This is a genomic window from Sphingobium sp. B8D3A (genome assembly GCF_025961995.1).
In the GTDB taxonomy this organism is placed as follows: domain Bacteria; phylum Pseudomonadota; class Alphaproteobacteria; order Sphingomonadales; family Sphingomonadaceae; genus Sphingobium.
Genome location: NZ_JAOQOS010000001.1, coordinates 2,839,118 through 2,853,763, shown reverse-complemented (window position 1 = coordinate 2,853,763; position 14,646 = coordinate 2,839,118). Strand labels below are relative to the sequence as shown.

Sequence of the window (14,646 nt, the reverse complement as noted above, 5' to 3'; positions counted from 1 at the left end):
GCAAGTTTCCCATCGTCACACGCCGCCGGATACGGCGAGGTTCGCGCCATTTACAAAAGAGGCCTCGGACGAGAGCAGGTAACGGACCGCCTGCGCGATCTCCTCCGCCTGTGCTGCGCGCTGCATCGGCACGCGCGCGGCGCCAGCGGCCAACCGCTCGGCGCTCAGCATGTCCGTGGCGACCGGGCCGGGGGAGACGCAGTTGACGCGAATGCCATCGCCGCCGACTTCCCGCGCCAGTCCGGTCATCAGGCTGTCGAGCCCGCCTTTGGATGCGGCATACCAGACATATTCCCCGGCTGACCCATAAGCGGTCGCCCGCGACGAGATGAAGACGATGCCGCCGCCCGCACCGCCGCGCGAGAGGGCCATGCACCGCACGGCCTCACGCGCGGCCAGCATCGCGCCGGTGAGATTGACCGCCATGACGCGCTCGAGGGTTTCCGCCGAGACCTCCGCCAGGGGAGAGGCCTGGCCGGTGATCCCGGCGGAATAGACGAGCGCGCCGATCGGCCCCAGCGCCTGCGCTTCGTCGAACAGGGCAATCAGATCGGCCTCCCGCGCGCTGTCTGCCTGCACCGCGTGGGCCTGACCGCCGGCAGTGGTGACGCTCGCTGCGACGGCCTGCGCCGCCGCTGCGTCACGCGCATAGCTGAACACGACATGGTAGCCGGACGCCGCGAGCAGCTGGACGATGGCGGCGCCGATGCCGCGGCTGCCGCCGATGACGATCGCGATGGGCTGCTGGCTCATGGAGCGGTTGCCTTTGCCTCAATGGGTTGGGGGGCTTCGTCCCGACCGAAGTCATCCAGTGACTGCAGCGCGCGGCCGGCGGTCTCGGGCAGCATCAGCGTTGCGATGAGGGCGCACAGGATGCCCCCCATGCCGACGATGGCCATCGCCGCGCCCAGCGGGATGATGGCGGCCACCAAGGGTACGGTCATGATGAACAGAGCGCTCGCGGCACGGCCGAAATTATAAGCAAAGGCCTGTCCGGTGCCGCGCAGTTCGGTCGGGAACAATTCGGTGAAATAGGGGCCGAAGCTTGCATAGATGCCGAACTGGAAGAAGCCGTAGACGATGCCGAACGGCACGAGGAACCATACATTCCCGCCCCATGGCCCAAACAGATAGATGGCGGCGGAGATCACGAAGCCGAGGCCGAACAGCCGGAAGGCATTGCGGCGCCCGACAAAATCGCTGATCGCGGCGTTGAACAGAAAGCCGAAGAAGCCGCCGACGCTGTTGAACATCACACACAGCCCGGCCATCGCGATACCGATGCCGCGCTCATTAGCGAGGAACACCGTCAGATAGCTGCTCACGGCATAGCCTGCGCCCTGCGCGCCGACGGCCAGCAGCGACGCCAGAACGGTGATGCGGACGACCTTGGGTCGGAAGATGCTGGTGAGGCTGGTGCGCTGCCCGGTTTCGTGCGCGCGTTTCTGGGCCTGTTTGAATAGGTCGGAATCGTCGGACCCGCGCCGGATGAAGAAGATGAGCGCGGCGGGAATGATGCCGACGAAGAAGGCGAGGCGCCAGCCGATCTCGGGATCGAAGGCGGAGGCGAATGGCCCGGCGATCAACGCGGCCAGACCGGAGCCGACTGCCGCGCCGCTGTGCAGCGTGCCCAGCGCCTTGCCGCGATGCTTGGGTGAGACGATTTCGCCGAGCAGCACCGCGCCGACCGCCCATTCCGCGCCGAAGCCGATGCCTTGCAACACGCGCAGCACGAGCAGTTGCTCGAAATTCTGCGCAAAGCCCGAGGCGAATGAGAAGAAGGAGAACCACAGGATGGTGAGTTGCAGGATGCGGGCACGGCCATAGCGGTCGCATAGCCAGCCGCCGATCCAGCCACCGATCGCCGCCGCGAAGTAATTGGCGCTGGCGATGGTCCCAGCCTCGGTCAGCGAGATGCCAAGACCAACGATGAGCAGCGGGATGAGATACTGATAGACCAGCCCATCGGCGCTATCCATCGCCCAGCCGGCGCTGCAGGTCCAGAACACGCGGCGGGTCTTGCGGTCCGCGCCGCGATACCAGGAGAAGAGGTCGGCTTTCATGGGGTGTCGGTCCTATAGCGCAGCTTCGTAGATGGCGCGCGCATCGGATTCGGTGACCTCGCGCGGATTTCTGATGAGCAGCCGTTGCACGGTCATGGCGGCGGCAGCCATTTTGGGCACCGCGTTGGCGCCGATGCCGAAGGCGGACAAGTGCCGCTCGATGCCGATGGCAGCGGAAAGGTGCTCGATCTGCGCGATGCCGGCCAGCGCGTCAGCCTCGTCATTGCCGGTCCGCGGCACGCCTAGGGCGGCAGCGACCTCAGCATAGCGAGCGGGGGCGGCAGGCAGGGTGAAGCGCAGCACGTGGGGCAGCAGCAGCGAGTTGGCGACGCCGTGGGGAATGTGGAATTCGCCGCCGAGCGGATAGGCCAAAGCGTGGACCGCCGCGGTGTTGACCGGGCCGAGGCACATGCCGCCAAGATGCGCCGCGCGAAGCATGGCATCGCGCGCCTCCAGGTCTGTGCCGTCCGTGCAGGCGCGTTCGAGATGGCCGGCGATCAGGCGGATGCCTTCGAGCGCCCAGGCATCGACGACGGGATGGGCAAAGCGGTTGGCATAGGCCTCGATGCAATGCGTCAGCGCATCCAGCCCGGTCGCGGCGGTGACGGCGCGGGGCATTGAGACGGTGAGTTCAGCATCCAGATAAGCGAAATCCGGCACGAGATGATCGCTGACCACGCCCTTCTTCAGTTCCGCCGCCACGTCTTCCAGAATGGCGATGGGAGTGACTTCGCTGCCTGTGCCGGCGGTGGTCGGGATGCAGGCGAGCGGAATGGCGCGGCCTTGGAGGAGGCCTGTGCCGATGACGTCATCGATGCCCTGCGCGCCATCCATCAGCGCGGCGACCAGCTTGGCGACATCCATCGCACTGCCGCCGCCCAGTCCGATGATGAAGCCGGCTTGGCTCTCGCGCGCCGTCGCCATGGCGGCCTCAAAATCGGCGAAGGTCGGCTCACCGGCAATGGCGTCGAAAATCGTGGCGGCGCAGCCGGCTTTGGCCAGTTCGGAGGCGAGTGCTTCGCTGAGCGCACGCAGGGGGCTGCCGGAGACGATCAGCGCGCTTTCGGCGCCGGACGCGACGACATCGGCGGCACAGGCCGGCAGAAGACCGGCACCGATGCGCACCGTGCGGACATTGCGCAGGCTCAAAAGCTGTTCAGATTGCAAGGCTCACCTCTCCATCCCATCCCGTCTCTCTCTCGGTAGCGCGCGGCGTGCTGTCTTGATCTAGGCGGCAATATGCTTTGCCGCGCTCGTATCGGCACTTGGTGGCGGAGCCAAAGGGCGAAAGGGGCAAGCCGGCTGAGTTAACGAGCGCATGCGGCGACAGAGCTAACCTCGTCGCGCCTTTTCGACTCCGAAATGGAGGCAATTGATGGAATGCCGGGGGCGGACTGGGTTAGCGTCTCCCGCTCGATCGACAGGAAGGAACCCATGCCACGCTCCGGCACCTTGCAGGGCATAAGACCGGTGCCGCACCGCGCTATCGCAGGCCGCCCAATGACGTGTCCGCGTTGACCGTGGAGGGGCGGTGTGACGGAGCCAGATCGATCCGGCCAGGTGCGCCGTCATCGTGCGGCCCGGCTGATTCAGGAAGCTGCAGATCGCATCGAGGCCGCGCGCCATCTGCTTGAGATGGAGCAGAACGAAGCGGAAGGGGCCGGTGCGAGGCCCTTTGCCAGCGGCGTTGCGTTGCAGGTTGGGCTGCTCAGCCACGCGAACGAGCCGATGGCGGTTGCCCATCTGAATGCGGCCTTGGGACTGCGGGGCCATATCTGTGCGCGCCTGCTCCTGCGCCTGATTGCCGAGCCTGACCGGCTGATCCCGCTCGATGAACTTGCGTTGCTCCTGGACCGCGGCGCGATGTCGCGTGCAGCGGTCAAGGTTCACATCTCAACGCTGCGGGCTGCGCTCCGCGGAAAAGGCCTCGCCGGATCGGCGATCGAGACAGGCCGCCGCAGCTATGCCTTTCGCGCGGCAATGCTGCCGGCGCTGTCCAACATCCTCGAACCGTGCCGTTTTGGTGCTGATTCCGGCAGGAACGAATCAAAACGGGACAGATGAGGTGGGCCCCCATCGCATCGCTCCATCGACCCGTCCTTTAGCGGTTGACTTCCCGTGATCACGGCGCACAAAGTGAAGCTCGCATAACATAATGTTGCCTTAGAAAGCCAAAAAGGCTTCTAAAATTGCAGGGTCGCACCAGATGACAATCGACTTCAAGACATGACGGACCGCCGCTGACTGCCACGCGTTTGAGAATGATGTTGAGGCAGGGATAGGCGAGGAGACACGGGTTCAGTGTGAACCCCGCGAATATCCCAGGGACGGATCGTGATGTTCGATACAGCCAATAAGCCGCGCCCACCGGGCGTGGACGACGATGCGCGCGCTTGTCTGCCGGATGACCCGGTGATCGAGCGGGCCCGGCGTTTGCAGGCCCTCATGGGCCAGCGCAGGGCCCTCTTTCCAGAGCCGGTGATGGCCGATGGCGCCATGGCAGCCATGCTGACGCTGTTCCTTGCCCAGAGCGAGGGGCGGACGGTCTCACGGGCATCGTTGAACGGTGCGCAAGATCTGCGCAGCGATCCGCAAGATGAGGTGGTTGCAGCGCTAATCAAGGCAGGTCTGGTCCGCGCCGGGTCGGCGGGAGCGGGCGGGCCCGCGGTCGGGGAAGACGATGGGATCACCCTGACCCCGATGGGATCGGCGCGAATGCGCAATTATCTCGGCGACCATCGCGGTATTGGACAATGAGCGGTCAACCCGACCACCTCACGGGTCTTATTCCCGCCGCTCGGCCCGGTCTTCCCGGTCAGTGAGCGCGGCTGGTGACGATAGGCTCCTCCTGTCTGGTGGTTACGGGACATGCGCCGGCAGAGACGGTGGTCTATCCGCCGCCTCTTCTCACAGCGGCGGCGCATCTTTCGCGCGCGGGATGTTTCCCGCGCGGCGAGGGTAGTCCGATGCCGAATCGAAAGTTTTTTGACGTGCCCAATATCGTGCAACGCGACGCCGCAGCCCGGCCGGACGCGCCGGCTGATCCTCGCTCCGCGGAAGCCTCGAGCGTTCTGCGGGCCAAGGCCGGCCGCATGCATATGCTCGGCCGTCTGCGCAGCAAGCATTTCTACACGCCCGTCATGGCCGATCGCGCCATGGACGTGATGCTCTCTCTTTTCGTCGGTGAACTGCAGTCCAGTCCGGTGAGCGACACGGCCCTGGCCGTGGGCAACATGCTCAGCCCGGCTGAGGCCGCTGCAGTGATCGATAAACTGGTCCAAGCGGGGCTGGCCGTCGTTGCGGGTGAAGAACCCGAGCGGCGGACGGTCGGGCTAACGCCCCTCGGGTCCGCGAGGATGCGAAGTTATGTCAGCGACCACCCGGACGTCTGACAGCTTCGCAGGTCGACGACCGGCCTGAACCGTGTGCCGCCATCCCCCACGCTGGCGTGCGCATTCCCCGGTTCGGGTCGGGCGTCGACCGTTTTCTGCTCCGCAAGGTGCAGGCCGCGTCGCCGCTTCCCGCCTCCCACACAGAGAGCGGCGGCGCGGTTTGCGGGCAGTGCGCTCGCATGGGAAAAGAGGGGCAGGCGCCCATTCAGCCGCTCTCGTTCAGCGCCGGTTCAACGGGCCGGTCCTTGTTTCGCGCGCCATGCATCATCTGTCTTATGCCCGTGGCGCAAAGCGCTCATCATTCGCTTGGCGCGGTCCGGTTGCTCGGTTAAGAGGCTGCGCATGACCGTTACACCGCTGCGTCGTGGCCGGCTGATTGCCGCCAGCCTGATCTCACTCGCCTTGCTGGCCGGCTGCGCGCGCAGTTCGAACCGCGTTGATACGCGCTATGTCGCGCGCGACGTGAGCACGCTGTATCTGGCGGGCCAGCAGCGGCTCGACAATGGTCGCTTTGCCGAGGCTGCCGTGCTGTTCGATGAGGTTGAGCGCCAGCATCCCTATTCGCCCTGGGCCCGCCGCGCGCAGCTGATGAGCTCGTTCAGCTATTATGCCGCGCGCAATTATCGCCAGTCGATCCAGTCGGCCCAGCGCTTCCTTTCGATCCATCCGGGTAACCGCGACGCGGCCTATGCCTATTATCTGATCGCCTTATGCTATTATGAGCAGATCAGCGATGTGACGCGCGACCAAAAGCTGACGCTTCAGGCCCGCGATGCGCTGAACGAGCTGGTCCGCCGCTACCCCGATTCGCGCTACGCGTCGGACGCCCGGCTCAAGCTCGATCTGGTGAACGACCATCTCGCCGGCAAGGAAATGGAAGTCGGCCGCTTCTACCAGCGCCGCCGCGAGTGGATCGCCGCCGCGATGCGCTTCCGGCAGGTCGTCGACAATTACCAGCAAACCAGCCACACGGCAGAGGCGCTGCACCGTCTGGTCGAGAGCTATCTGGCGCTCGGCATGACGGAAGAAGCCAAGCGGGCCGCTGCCGTGCTGCAGACCAACTATCCCGATTCGGACTGGTATCAGCGCTCCTATCGCCTGATGACGCAGCACGCTCCGAGCGCCTGATCTCTTTCCGGCGCTTTGCGCTGGCGAAGGCGGGTGACAGCATGAGGGCAATGGATTAGCTCTGCACCGCATATGCTGACCGGCCTCTCGATCCGTAACATCGTGCTCATCGAGGCGCTCGATCTCGTGTTCGAGCGGGGACTGACTGTGCTCACTGGCGAAACCGGCGCGGGCAAGTCCATCCTGCTGGATGCGCTGGGTCTGGCGCTGGGGATGCGGGCCGATAGCGGCCTTGTGCGCGCCGGTGCCGATCAGGCCAGCGTGACCGCGACATTCGATCCGCCGGCGCCCGGTTCAGCCCTGGCCATCTTGCTGGCCGAGAGCGATGTGGCGCAAGAACAGGGCGAACCGCTGCTGATCCGCCGCACGCTTAAGGCCGATGGCGGGAGCCGCGCCTTCATCAACGATCAGCCCTGCTCGGCGGCGCTGCTGCGCGATGTCGGTGCCTATCTTGTCGAGATTCACGGCCAGCATGACGAGCGCGGCCTCATCAACCCGCGCGGGCATATGGACCTGCTCGATGCCTTTGGCGGACTGGATGCCGGCGCGGTACGCACCGCACACGGCGTCTGGCAGACTGCGCAGGCGCGGCTCACCGAGGCCCGCGACACGCTGGAGAGCGCCGCTCGTGAACGCGATTATCTCGCCCATGCCGTGGCGGAGCTGACGGCCTTCGCGCCCGAACCGGGTGAAGAGGAGACGCTCGCCACCGAGCGCGCCGACATGCAGAAAAGTGCGCGCCTCACCGAGGACATGGCCGCGCTCGACGATTTGCTCGGCGGATCGGACGGTGCGCTGGCCAAGCTGCGGCAGGCAGCGCGGCGGCTGGACCGGATCGGCGAGGAGCATGAGTTGCTCACGCAGGCGCTGGCTGCCTTCGATCGCGCCGTGATCGAGGCCAGCGAAGCGGAGGAGCATCTCGCGCGGGCCGGCGAAGCGCTGTCCGTCGATCCCGCGCGGCTCGACGCGATCGAGACGCGCCTGTTCGATCTGCGGGCACTGGCCCGCAAGCATCAGGTCGCGGCCGACGATCTGGCCGATCTCGCGGCGCGGATGAGCGATCAGCTCGCGCGGATCGATGCGGGCGAGGCGGGGTTGGCCGATCTTGAACGGGACGTCGCGGCCGCACGGCAGGCATATGAAGCCGCGGCGCAGGCGCTCAGCGATGGCCGCCGGGAGGCCGCTGCCCGACTGGACGCGGCGGTTGCCGGCGAACTGGCCCCGCTCAAGCTGGATGCCGCGCGCTTCCGCACCGATGTCGAGCTGCTGCCGGAAGGGCAGTGGCGCGCGTCCGGCAAGGATCGGGTCGAGTTCATGATTTCCACCAACCCCGGCGCGCCCTTCGCGCCGCTGACTAAGATCGCCTCGGGCGGCGAATTGTCGCGCTTCATCCTGTCCCTCAAGGTCGCGCTCGCCGCGCAGGGCAGCGCGGGCACGATGATCTTCGACGAGATCGACCGGGGCGTCGGCGGGGCCGTGGCCGGCGCGATTGGTGAGCGGCTGGCGCGGCTCTCCGGTGGCGGGCAGGTGATCGTCGTCACTCACTCCCCGCAGGTGGCCGCACGCGGCGCGGCGCATCTGCTCATCGCCAAATCCTCGCAAGGCACCATCACCCGCACCGGGGTCCATCCGCTCGACGACGCCGAACGCCGCGAGGAAATCGCGCGCATGCTCTCCGGCGCCGAGATCACCAACGAAGCGCGTGCACAGGCCGAGCGGCTGCTGGAGGGGGTGTGAGGATGGTGTCGCCGTCCAGCACCACCCCCGACCCCTCCTCTGAAGAGGAGGGGAGATTGCGTCGCGCTGACAATCTGCACCTGGTCAGCGTACAGGCTGGCGTCATGCCGCAACCTGCTCCCCTCCTCTTTAGAGGAGGGGCCGGGGGTGGTGAACGCCCATGAACCCCGATCGTCCTACCATGCTCGCGCGGGCTTCCCGCATGCGCCGCGAACCAACCGAGCCGGAGCGCCGCCTCTGGCAGCATCTGCGCGCCTCACAACTCGGCCACAAGTTCCGCAGGCAAGCGACGATTGACGGCCGGATTGTCGATTTCTTCTGTCCGCAAAAAGGCTTGGTGGTGGAGGTCGACGGCCAGACCCATCTGCCTGAGCTAGACGCGGTCAGAGACCGACAATTGAGAGTGAACCAGGGTTTCTCCACCCTGCGCTTCAGTAACAGCGATGTGATGACAAATATGGAGGGCGTTTTGACCCACCTGCGCGCGAAGCTCGATATGCTCCCGGATCGATGGCAGGCAGGCGCCACCCCCGGCCTCTCCTCTGAAGAGGAGAGGAGGAAAAGCGCATGACCGACTCCCACACACTCACCGACGCTGAGGCCGCGAACCGCCTTATGCGGCTCGCGAAGGAAATCGCGCGGCATAACGCGCTCTATCACGCCAATGACGCGCCCGAGATCAGCGACGCCGCTTTTGATGCGCTGGTGGGCGAAAATAATGCGCTGGAGGCAGCTTTCCCGCATCTGATCCGTGCGGACAGCCCCAATCGGCAGGTGGGCGCTTCGGTGGCGACGTCTGTGCTCGCCAAAGTGCGCCACGAGAAGCGCATGATGAGCCTCGACAACGCCTTTGCGGACGAGGATGTGGCGGAATTCGTTGCGCGCGTCCGGCGGTATCTGGCGCTCGGTGAAGATGAGCCGGTCATGATGACCGCAGAGGACAAGATCGACGGCCTGTCGCTCTCCATCCGCTATGAGGACCGCAAGCTCGTCCGTGCGGCGACGCGCGGCGATGGCGAGGTGGGGGAGGACGTGACGCCCAATGTTGCGCATATCGGCGATATTCCCCAGACCCTGCCCGTCGACGCGCCGGCCATCCTGGAGGTGCGCGGCGAGGTCTATATGGAGAAGTCCTCCTTCACCGCGCTCAATGCGCGGCTGATGGACGAGGCGCGCGCGACGGCCGAGGCGCGCGGTGAGGCATTTGATCCCGAGGGCGTCCGCCAATTCGCCAATCCGCGCAATGCCGCCGCCGGATCGCTGCGCCAGAAGGATGCGAGCGTCACCGCCAGCCGTCCGCTGCGATTTCTTGCCCATGGCTGGGGCGTGGTCAGCGATGATGGCCTGCCTGCGGATACGCAATATGGCGTGATGAAAGCGCTGGAAGGTTGGGGCATTCCAGTGTCGCGGCATCTGGTGCTGTGCGATGGCAGCGCGGCGATGCTGGCGCATTATCGCGCCATCCAGCAACAGCGCGCGGACCTGAATTACGATATTGACGGCGTGGTCTACAAGGTGGATCGGCTGGACTGGCAGGCGCGGCTCGGCTTCGTTGCCAAGGCGCCGCGCTGGGCGATTGCGCATAAATTCCCCGCCGAACAGGCCGAGACGACGCTGGAAGCCATCGACATTCAGGTCGGCCGCACCGGTAAGCTGACGCCGGTGGGCCGGCTCAAGCCGGTCACGGTGGGCGGCGTGGTGGTCCAGAACGTCACCCTGCACAATCGCGACGAGATCGCGCGGCTGGGCGTGCGGCCCGGCGACCGGATTCTGGTCCAGCGCGCCGGCGACGTGATCCCGCAGGTCGTGGACAATCTGACGCGGGAGGCGGAGCGAGCGCCGTACATCTTCCCCGATCATTGCCCGGAATGCGGCAGTGAGGCGGTGGCGGAGGAAGGCGAAGTCGATGTGCGCTGCACGGCGGGCCTCATCTGCCCGGCCCAGCGTATCGAGCGGCTCAACCATTTCGTCAGTCGCGGCGCGATGGATATCGATGGCTTGGGCGACAAGACCATTCGCGAGTTCTTCGCGCTCGGCTGGCTGGAACATGGCCCGGCGGACATTTTCCGGCTCAGGCAGCATCGCGCCGATCTGCTGGGCCGCGAGGGCTGGAAGGAGAAGTCGGTCGACAATCTCCTCAAGGCCATCGAGGACCGGCGCGCGCCCGATGCCGCGCGGCTGCTGTTCGGCCTCGGCATTCGCCATGTCGGCGCGGTAACAGCGCGCGATCTGATGAAGGCATTCGCGACCTTGCCGGTACTGCAAGCGTGGTCGATGCTTGCCAATGCCGACCGGCTTGCGTTCGCATCGAGCGAGGTCGAGATGCTGATGCGCGAACGGGTCTCGACTTCGCTCGACCCGAACGGGGACGTTGTCCAACAGGCCAAGGCCACTCTCACCGCGATCGAAGGCATCGGCGGCGCCGTGGTCGAGGCGCTGGGCGACTTCTTCCATGAGGAGCATAATGTCGCGGCGTGGGACGACTTGCTCTCGCAGGTTTCGCCGCCGCCTTATGTTGTGGATGTGAAGGCCAGCGCCGTCTCGGGCAAGACCATCGTCTTCACCGGCAAGCTGGAGACGATGAGCCGCGATGAAGCCAAGGCGCAGGCCGAGGCGCTGGGCGCCCGGTCGGCCGGCTCGGTCAGTGCGTCGACCGATCTGGTGGTGGCGGGGCCGGGTGCCGGCTCCAAGCTCAAGAAGGCCGCCGACCTCGGGATCGAGGTGATCGACGAGGCCGCTTGGGCTGAGATCGTGCGGAGCGCCGGCTAGGGCGCCTCCGCGTCAGGCCAGCGCTGTGCGATACATCGCAAGCAACGCGGCCCAGGCCTTTTCCGCCGCGTCATGGTTATAGGCCTGGCTACCGGGCACGCACCAACCATGGTCGGCGGGATAGACCTCGACCGTCGCGGTCTTGCCCGCTGCATCGAATGCCTTGCGCAGGATCGTCTTGGATTCCGGCTCCTTGGCATCGTCATTCTGCGCCACCGCGACGAGATAGGCGGCATCGGTCTTGGGGATGAGCAGATGCGGACTGCTCGGCTGGTCGGTGGTCAGGCCTCCGCCATGGAAGCTGCCGACCGCGCCGATCCGTGCCGAAGCCACAGCGGCGGTGCGGAAGGAGAGCGGCCCGCCCATGCAATAGCCCTGCACGCCGGCCTTGCGGCCCTTGTCGACCTGCGGCTGCGCGTCGAGGAAGCCGAGATAGGTCGCCGCGTCATGATCGACCGCGGCATCGCTCATCGCGGCGCGATAGCCGAACAGGATCTTGCGCGACTCCGGGTTGCTGAAGTCGAATGTCCCGTCGATCACCGGCGCGACGGCATTGCGGTAGAAGGGGTTGGGGACGAGGACCACATAGCCCTCGGCCGCCAGGCGCCGGCCCATCTCGCGGAACACCGGGCGCAGGCCCATGATGTCCGGCCACATCAGCACGGCAGGCCAGGGCCCCGTGCCGGCGGGGTGGAAGAGGGCGGCATCGGCAGAACCGTCGGGCGTTTTGATGCTGACGTTGGTTTCCGTCACATTGGCGACGGCCTGCGCGGTCGCCGCACCGGCCAGGCCGACGGCGGCGCCAGTTGCCATGAACATGCGCCGGGTGACGCTCCAATCCTCGACCAGGCCCTGATGGATGTCATTGTCGCACATGCCGAATCTCTCCCTCGCAGCGTCAGGCGGGGATGGTCGGTCGGCGCGGGCGCCCTGTCAATGCGCAGCCGGTCCTACCAGCTGCCAAATCCGGGCGCGGCGCCATGATCGCCCGTGCGCCAGCGCGTCGTGCGGCGCCAGCCGAAGCGATGGCGCTTGCGCAGCACGAGCGTGGGCCAGTCGCCATGGTCGAACCGCCAGATCAGCACCATGCCCTGCGCGCGATAGGCGGCCTGCACGCGGCCGGCCTGGCTGTCCAGCAGGCCCGCCAGCATCAGCGTGCCGCCCTCGGCGACCTGTGCGGAGAGGCTTGGCGCCAACTCGATCAGCGGCCCGGCGAGAATATTGGCGATGAGCAGATCGTAAGGCGCAAGGCCCTGAATGAGCGGATGCTCGACCCCCGGCGCGGCGACCAGCCGCAGCGCCCCCGCGCCGGCCCCGAGCGGAACGCCGTTCAAATCGGCATTTTCGGCCGAAACGTCCACCGCGACAGGGTCGATGTCGGAGGCGAGCACATGAGCGCGGGGCCAAAGACGGTTGGCGGCGAATGCAAGCAGGCCGGTGCCGGTGCCGATGTCCGCAATATTGCCATAGCGCATGCCGCGCGCCTTGAGGTCGGCCAGCGCCAGCAGGCAGCCGCGTGTCGTCTCATGCTGGCCGGTGCCGAAGGCGCGGCTGGCGGGGATGAGAAAATCGATGCGGTCGGCGCGCGGGCTGTCCGCACTGTCATGGCGGACATGGAACGGCCCGGCCGTCATCGGTTCCAGGCCGGCCTGGCTCTGCGTCACCCAGTCGGTGTCCGGCAATTGCGCCAGCGTGTATGGGGTCGCGGCGCCATCGGGCATCAGCGCCGCGATGGCATCGATGGTCGCGCGCGTCGGCTTGGTTTCGAAGATGATGTCAAGCTGCCAGGCATCGGGCTGGCTTTCGTCCGGCTCGCTCGCCAGAATCGCCGGCGGCGAGGGCCAGTCGATGAACAGCGGCTCGGCCTCAAGCTCGAACCGCTCGGCGACGGCGCGCGTGCAGGAAAAGGTCATCTGCCAGGGCATCGCGGGCGCGACGCTGGCGGTGGAGGAACGCTGTGTCATGCCCTCTCTCTAGCCGATTTGGACGGCAAAGGGAGAGAGAATGGACCGGGTCGCCTCAGTCGAAGCGGATTTGTCAGACGGCGCGTCGGATTGGCGGATAAGCCGGCTGCGGCTCTGCCTGGGCGTCGGTCGCCGGTGCCATGGAGACCACGAAATTGGCCGAGCGCGTGCGCAGGGCGCCGAGCAGGTTGCGGACTTCGGTGAAGCCGCTTTCCAGCTCGTCGATCTCCGAGGCGACGATCTCCGTATCCTGCCGGATCGCCGAAATGTTCGATGACATGGAGTCGGCGGCAAGCGCCGTCTCGTCCACGGCAGCGGTAATCATCGTCACAGTCTGCGATTGCGCGTCCATCGCGGTGCGGATGCGCATGCCCATGGTCTGGACGTTGAGCACGGTTTCGCGGATGCGCTCGTTGGTCTCGACTGTGTGCCGCGTGGCGTTCTGGATGGCGGCGATCTTCTGCGCGATGTCGTCGGTGGCGTGGGCGGTCTGGCTCGCCAGCGACTTCACTTCCTGCGCGACGACGGCAAAGCCGCGTCCCGCATCGCCGGCGCGCGCGGCCTCGATGGTCGCGTTGAGGGCAAGGAGATTGGTCTGCCCGGCAATATCGCGGATCAGGCCGAGGATCGATTCGATGGACTGGGCGTGATCGCTCAGCGCCGTCGAGACGTTCACCGCCTCACCGGCCTGCTCGGAGGCCAGGGCGGCGACTTCCGCCGCCTGGTCCACTTCGGTGCGGGCTTCCTCGATGGCGCGGATCAGGCCGGAGCTGGTGTGCGCGGCCTCGCGCATGGCGATGGCCGATTGTTCGGCAGCGGCGGCGACTTCGGAAGCCTTATCGAGCATCCCGCGCGTGGCGTTCGAGGATTCGCGGGCCTGTTCGCGCAGGCGCTCGCCCAGTTGCGCGGCTAGATCGATCTGCGTGTTCAGCAATTCGGAGAATTTGTCGCGCTGGCGCTGGCGCTCGATCCGGTCCTGCTCGCGGATCGTGTCGGCGTAAAAGGCGCAGCACACTTCCGCTTGCACCAGCGAGATGAACCGCATGGCGGCCAGCAATTCCGAGCGCTCGTCGCGATCGGCCACGAGCTCCGTCAGGATATCACGGACCTTGTCGACCACGCGGTTAATGATGACGATCTGGGTGCGGATGGAGACATCGCGCGCAAGCATCTTCATCACGCCGGTCCGCGCCATCTCCGTCCATTCTTCCCCGGCGAAATCGCTGAGCAGTGTTCGATGGAAGGTTCTTGCGCCCTGCCGCGTGGCTTCCAGCTCCGCCGGGCCGACCGCCGTAAGGTCGATGCAGGGGAGGTAGACCGCCATGGCGGTGTCGCCCAGTTCGTCGATGCGGTCTCCGAGATAAGCCAGGATTTGACGCGCCCGCCCCGGCAATGTCACTTGGGGGTCGAACTCCTGCAGCCGTTCAGCCATTGAAATCGTGTCGCTTTTTCCTGCGATCATGGCCTCGGTGCCCCTTTTGTCCTGCCATTTGCCGGGTCGTATGGGGTGGCGTGATATCGGCCTTTCGTTAATCGAGGGCTAACATCCTCTGTTTTCCATGTTCACCGGGACCTCAGTCTGCACATTGGTGA

At 66.2% G+C, this 14,646-nt stretch carries 13 protein-coding genes; 7 read left to right on the top strand and 6 right to left on the bottom strand.

The window, feature by feature from the left end:
- Nucleotides 1–15: 15 nt before the first annotated feature.
- From M2342_RS13245 to M2342_RS13235, 3 genes are read right to left on the bottom strand one after another with little or no spacing between them, the layout of a single operon-like run.
- Nucleotides 16–753: an SDR family NAD(P)-dependent oxidoreductase gene (locus tag M2342_RS13245; protein WP_264579435.1), complete on the bottom strand. Its 738-nt coding sequence runs from the start codon at nt 751–753 to the stop codon at nt 16–18.
- A complete protein-coding gene (locus M2342_RS13240; protein ID WP_264579434.1) occupies nt 750–2,063 on the bottom strand; it encodes an MFS transporter in 1,314 nt (437 codons plus the stop codon). The genes M2342_RS13245 and M2342_RS13240 overlap by 4 nt, the downstream gene beginning before the upstream one ends.
- A gap of 12 nt (nt 2,064–2,075) precedes the next feature.
- Nucleotides 2,076–3,230, bottom strand: coding sequence for an iron-containing alcohol dehydrogenase (locus M2342_RS13235; RefSeq protein ID WP_264579433.1), 1,155 nt, complete (start codon nt 3,228–3,230; stop codon nt 2,076–2,078).
- 366 nt (nt 3,231–3,596) lie between these two features.
- Between M2342_RS13235 and M2342_RS13230 the strand changes: the two genes are divergently transcribed.
- From M2342_RS13230 to ligA, 7 genes are all read left to right on the top strand, one after another.
- Nucleotides 3,597–4,127, top strand: coding sequence for a helix-turn-helix domain-containing protein (locus M2342_RS13230; protein ID WP_264579432.1), 531 nt, complete (start codon nt 3,597–3,599; stop codon nt 4,125–4,127).
- A 270-nt stretch (nt 4,128–4,397) separates the two neighbouring features.
- Nucleotides 4,398–4,820, top strand: coding sequence for a hypothetical protein (locus M2342_RS13225; RefSeq protein WP_264579431.1), 423 nt, complete (start codon nt 4,398–4,400; stop codon nt 4,818–4,820).
- 209 nt (nt 4,821–5,029) lie between these two features.
- On the top strand, nt 5,030–5,455 hold the full coding sequence (locus M2342_RS13220; protein ID WP_264579430.1) for a hypothetical protein: 426 nt from the start codon (nt 5,030–5,032) through the stop codon (nt 5,453–5,455).
- 342 nt (nt 5,456–5,797) lie between these two features.
- On the top strand, nt 5,798–6,583 hold the full coding sequence (locus M2342_RS13215) for an outer membrane protein assembly factor BamD (protein WP_264576295.1): 786 nt from the start codon (nt 5,798–5,800) through the stop codon (nt 6,581–6,583).
- Between the two features lie 72 nt (nt 6,584–6,655).
- Nucleotides 6,656–8,320 carry a DNA repair protein RecN gene (recN, locus tag M2342_RS13210; protein WP_264579429.1) on the top strand — a complete coding sequence of 555 codons (1,665 nt, stop codon included), beginning with the start codon at nt 6,656–6,658 and terminating at the stop codon, nt 8,318–8,320.
- Nucleotides 8,321–8,480: 160 nt separating this feature from the next.
- Nucleotides 8,481–8,891, top strand: coding sequence for an endonuclease domain-containing protein (locus M2342_RS13205; protein WP_264579428.1), 411 nt, complete (start codon nt 8,481–8,483; stop codon nt 8,889–8,891).
- On the top strand, nt 8,888–11,089 hold the full coding sequence (gene ligA / locus M2342_RS13200) for an NAD-dependent DNA ligase LigA (RefSeq protein WP_264579427.1): 2,202 nt from the start codon (nt 8,888–8,890) through the stop codon (nt 11,087–11,089). Before M2342_RS13205 ends, ligA begins: the two co-directional genes overlap by 4 nt.
- Nucleotides 11,090–11,101: 12 nt before the next feature.
- On the opposite strand, the gene M2342_RS13195 is transcribed toward ligA, so the two are convergent.
- The 3 genes from M2342_RS13195 to M2342_RS13185 form a co-directional block, all read right to left on the bottom strand.
- Complete coding sequence (locus tag M2342_RS13195) at nt 11,102–11,965, bottom strand: dienelactone hydrolase family protein (protein WP_264579426.1); 864 nt, start codon at nt 11,963–11,965, stop codon at nt 11,102–11,104.
- 74 nt (nt 11,966–12,039) lie between these two features.
- Nucleotides 12,040–13,053 carry a 50S ribosomal protein L11 methyltransferase gene (locus tag M2342_RS13190; protein WP_264579425.1) on the bottom strand — a complete coding sequence of 338 codons (1,014 nt, stop codon included), beginning with the start codon at nt 13,051–13,053 and terminating at the stop codon, nt 12,040–12,042.
- 73 nt (nt 13,054–13,126) lie between these two features.
- Nucleotides 13,127–14,485, bottom strand: a complete 1,359-nt coding sequence (locus M2342_RS13185; RefSeq protein ID WP_264579424.1) for a methyl-accepting chemotaxis protein — start codon at nt 14,483–14,485, stop codon at nt 13,127–13,129.
- Between the last annotated feature and the right edge of the window lie 161 nt (nt 14,486–14,646).

Bases quoted from the DNA above. Each gene is read 5' to 3' on its own strand.
- M2342_RS13245 (WP_264579435.1), bottom strand. From the start codon at position 753: ATGAGCCAGCAGCCCATCGCGATCGTCATCGGCGGCAGCCGCGGCATC.
- M2342_RS13240 (WP_264579434.1), bottom strand. From the start codon at position 2,063: ATGAAAGCCGACCTCTTCTCCTGGTATCGCGGCGCGGACCGCAAGACC.
- M2342_RS13220 (WP_264579430.1), top strand. From the start codon at position 5,030: ATGCCGAATCGAAAGTTTTTTGACGTGCCCAATATCGTGCAACGCGAC.
- M2342_RS13215 (WP_264576295.1), top strand. From the start codon at position 5,798: ATGACCGTTACACCGCTGCGTCGTGGCCGGCTGATTGCCGCCAGCCTG.
- recN (WP_264579429.1), top strand. From the start codon at position 6,656: ATGCTGACCGGCCTCTCGATCCGTAACATCGTGCTCATCGAGGCGCTC.
- M2342_RS13205 (WP_264579428.1), top strand. From the start codon at position 8,481: ATGAACCCCGATCGTCCTACCATGCTCGCGCGGGCTTCCCGCATGCGC.
- ligA (WP_264579427.1), top strand. From the start codon at position 8,888: ATGACCGACTCCCACACACTCACCGACGCTGAGGCCGCGAACCGCCTT.
- M2342_RS13195 (WP_264579426.1), bottom strand. From the start codon at position 11,965: ATGTGCGACAATGACATCCATCAGGGCCTGGTCGAGGATTGGAGCGTC.
- M2342_RS13190 (WP_264579425.1), bottom strand. From the start codon at position 13,053: ATGACACAGCGTTCCTCCACCGCCAGCGTCGCGCCCGCGATGCCCTGG.
- M2342_RS13185 (WP_264579424.1), bottom strand. From the start codon at position 14,485: ATGGCTGAACGGCTGCAGGAGTTCGACCCCCAAGTGACATTGCCGGGG.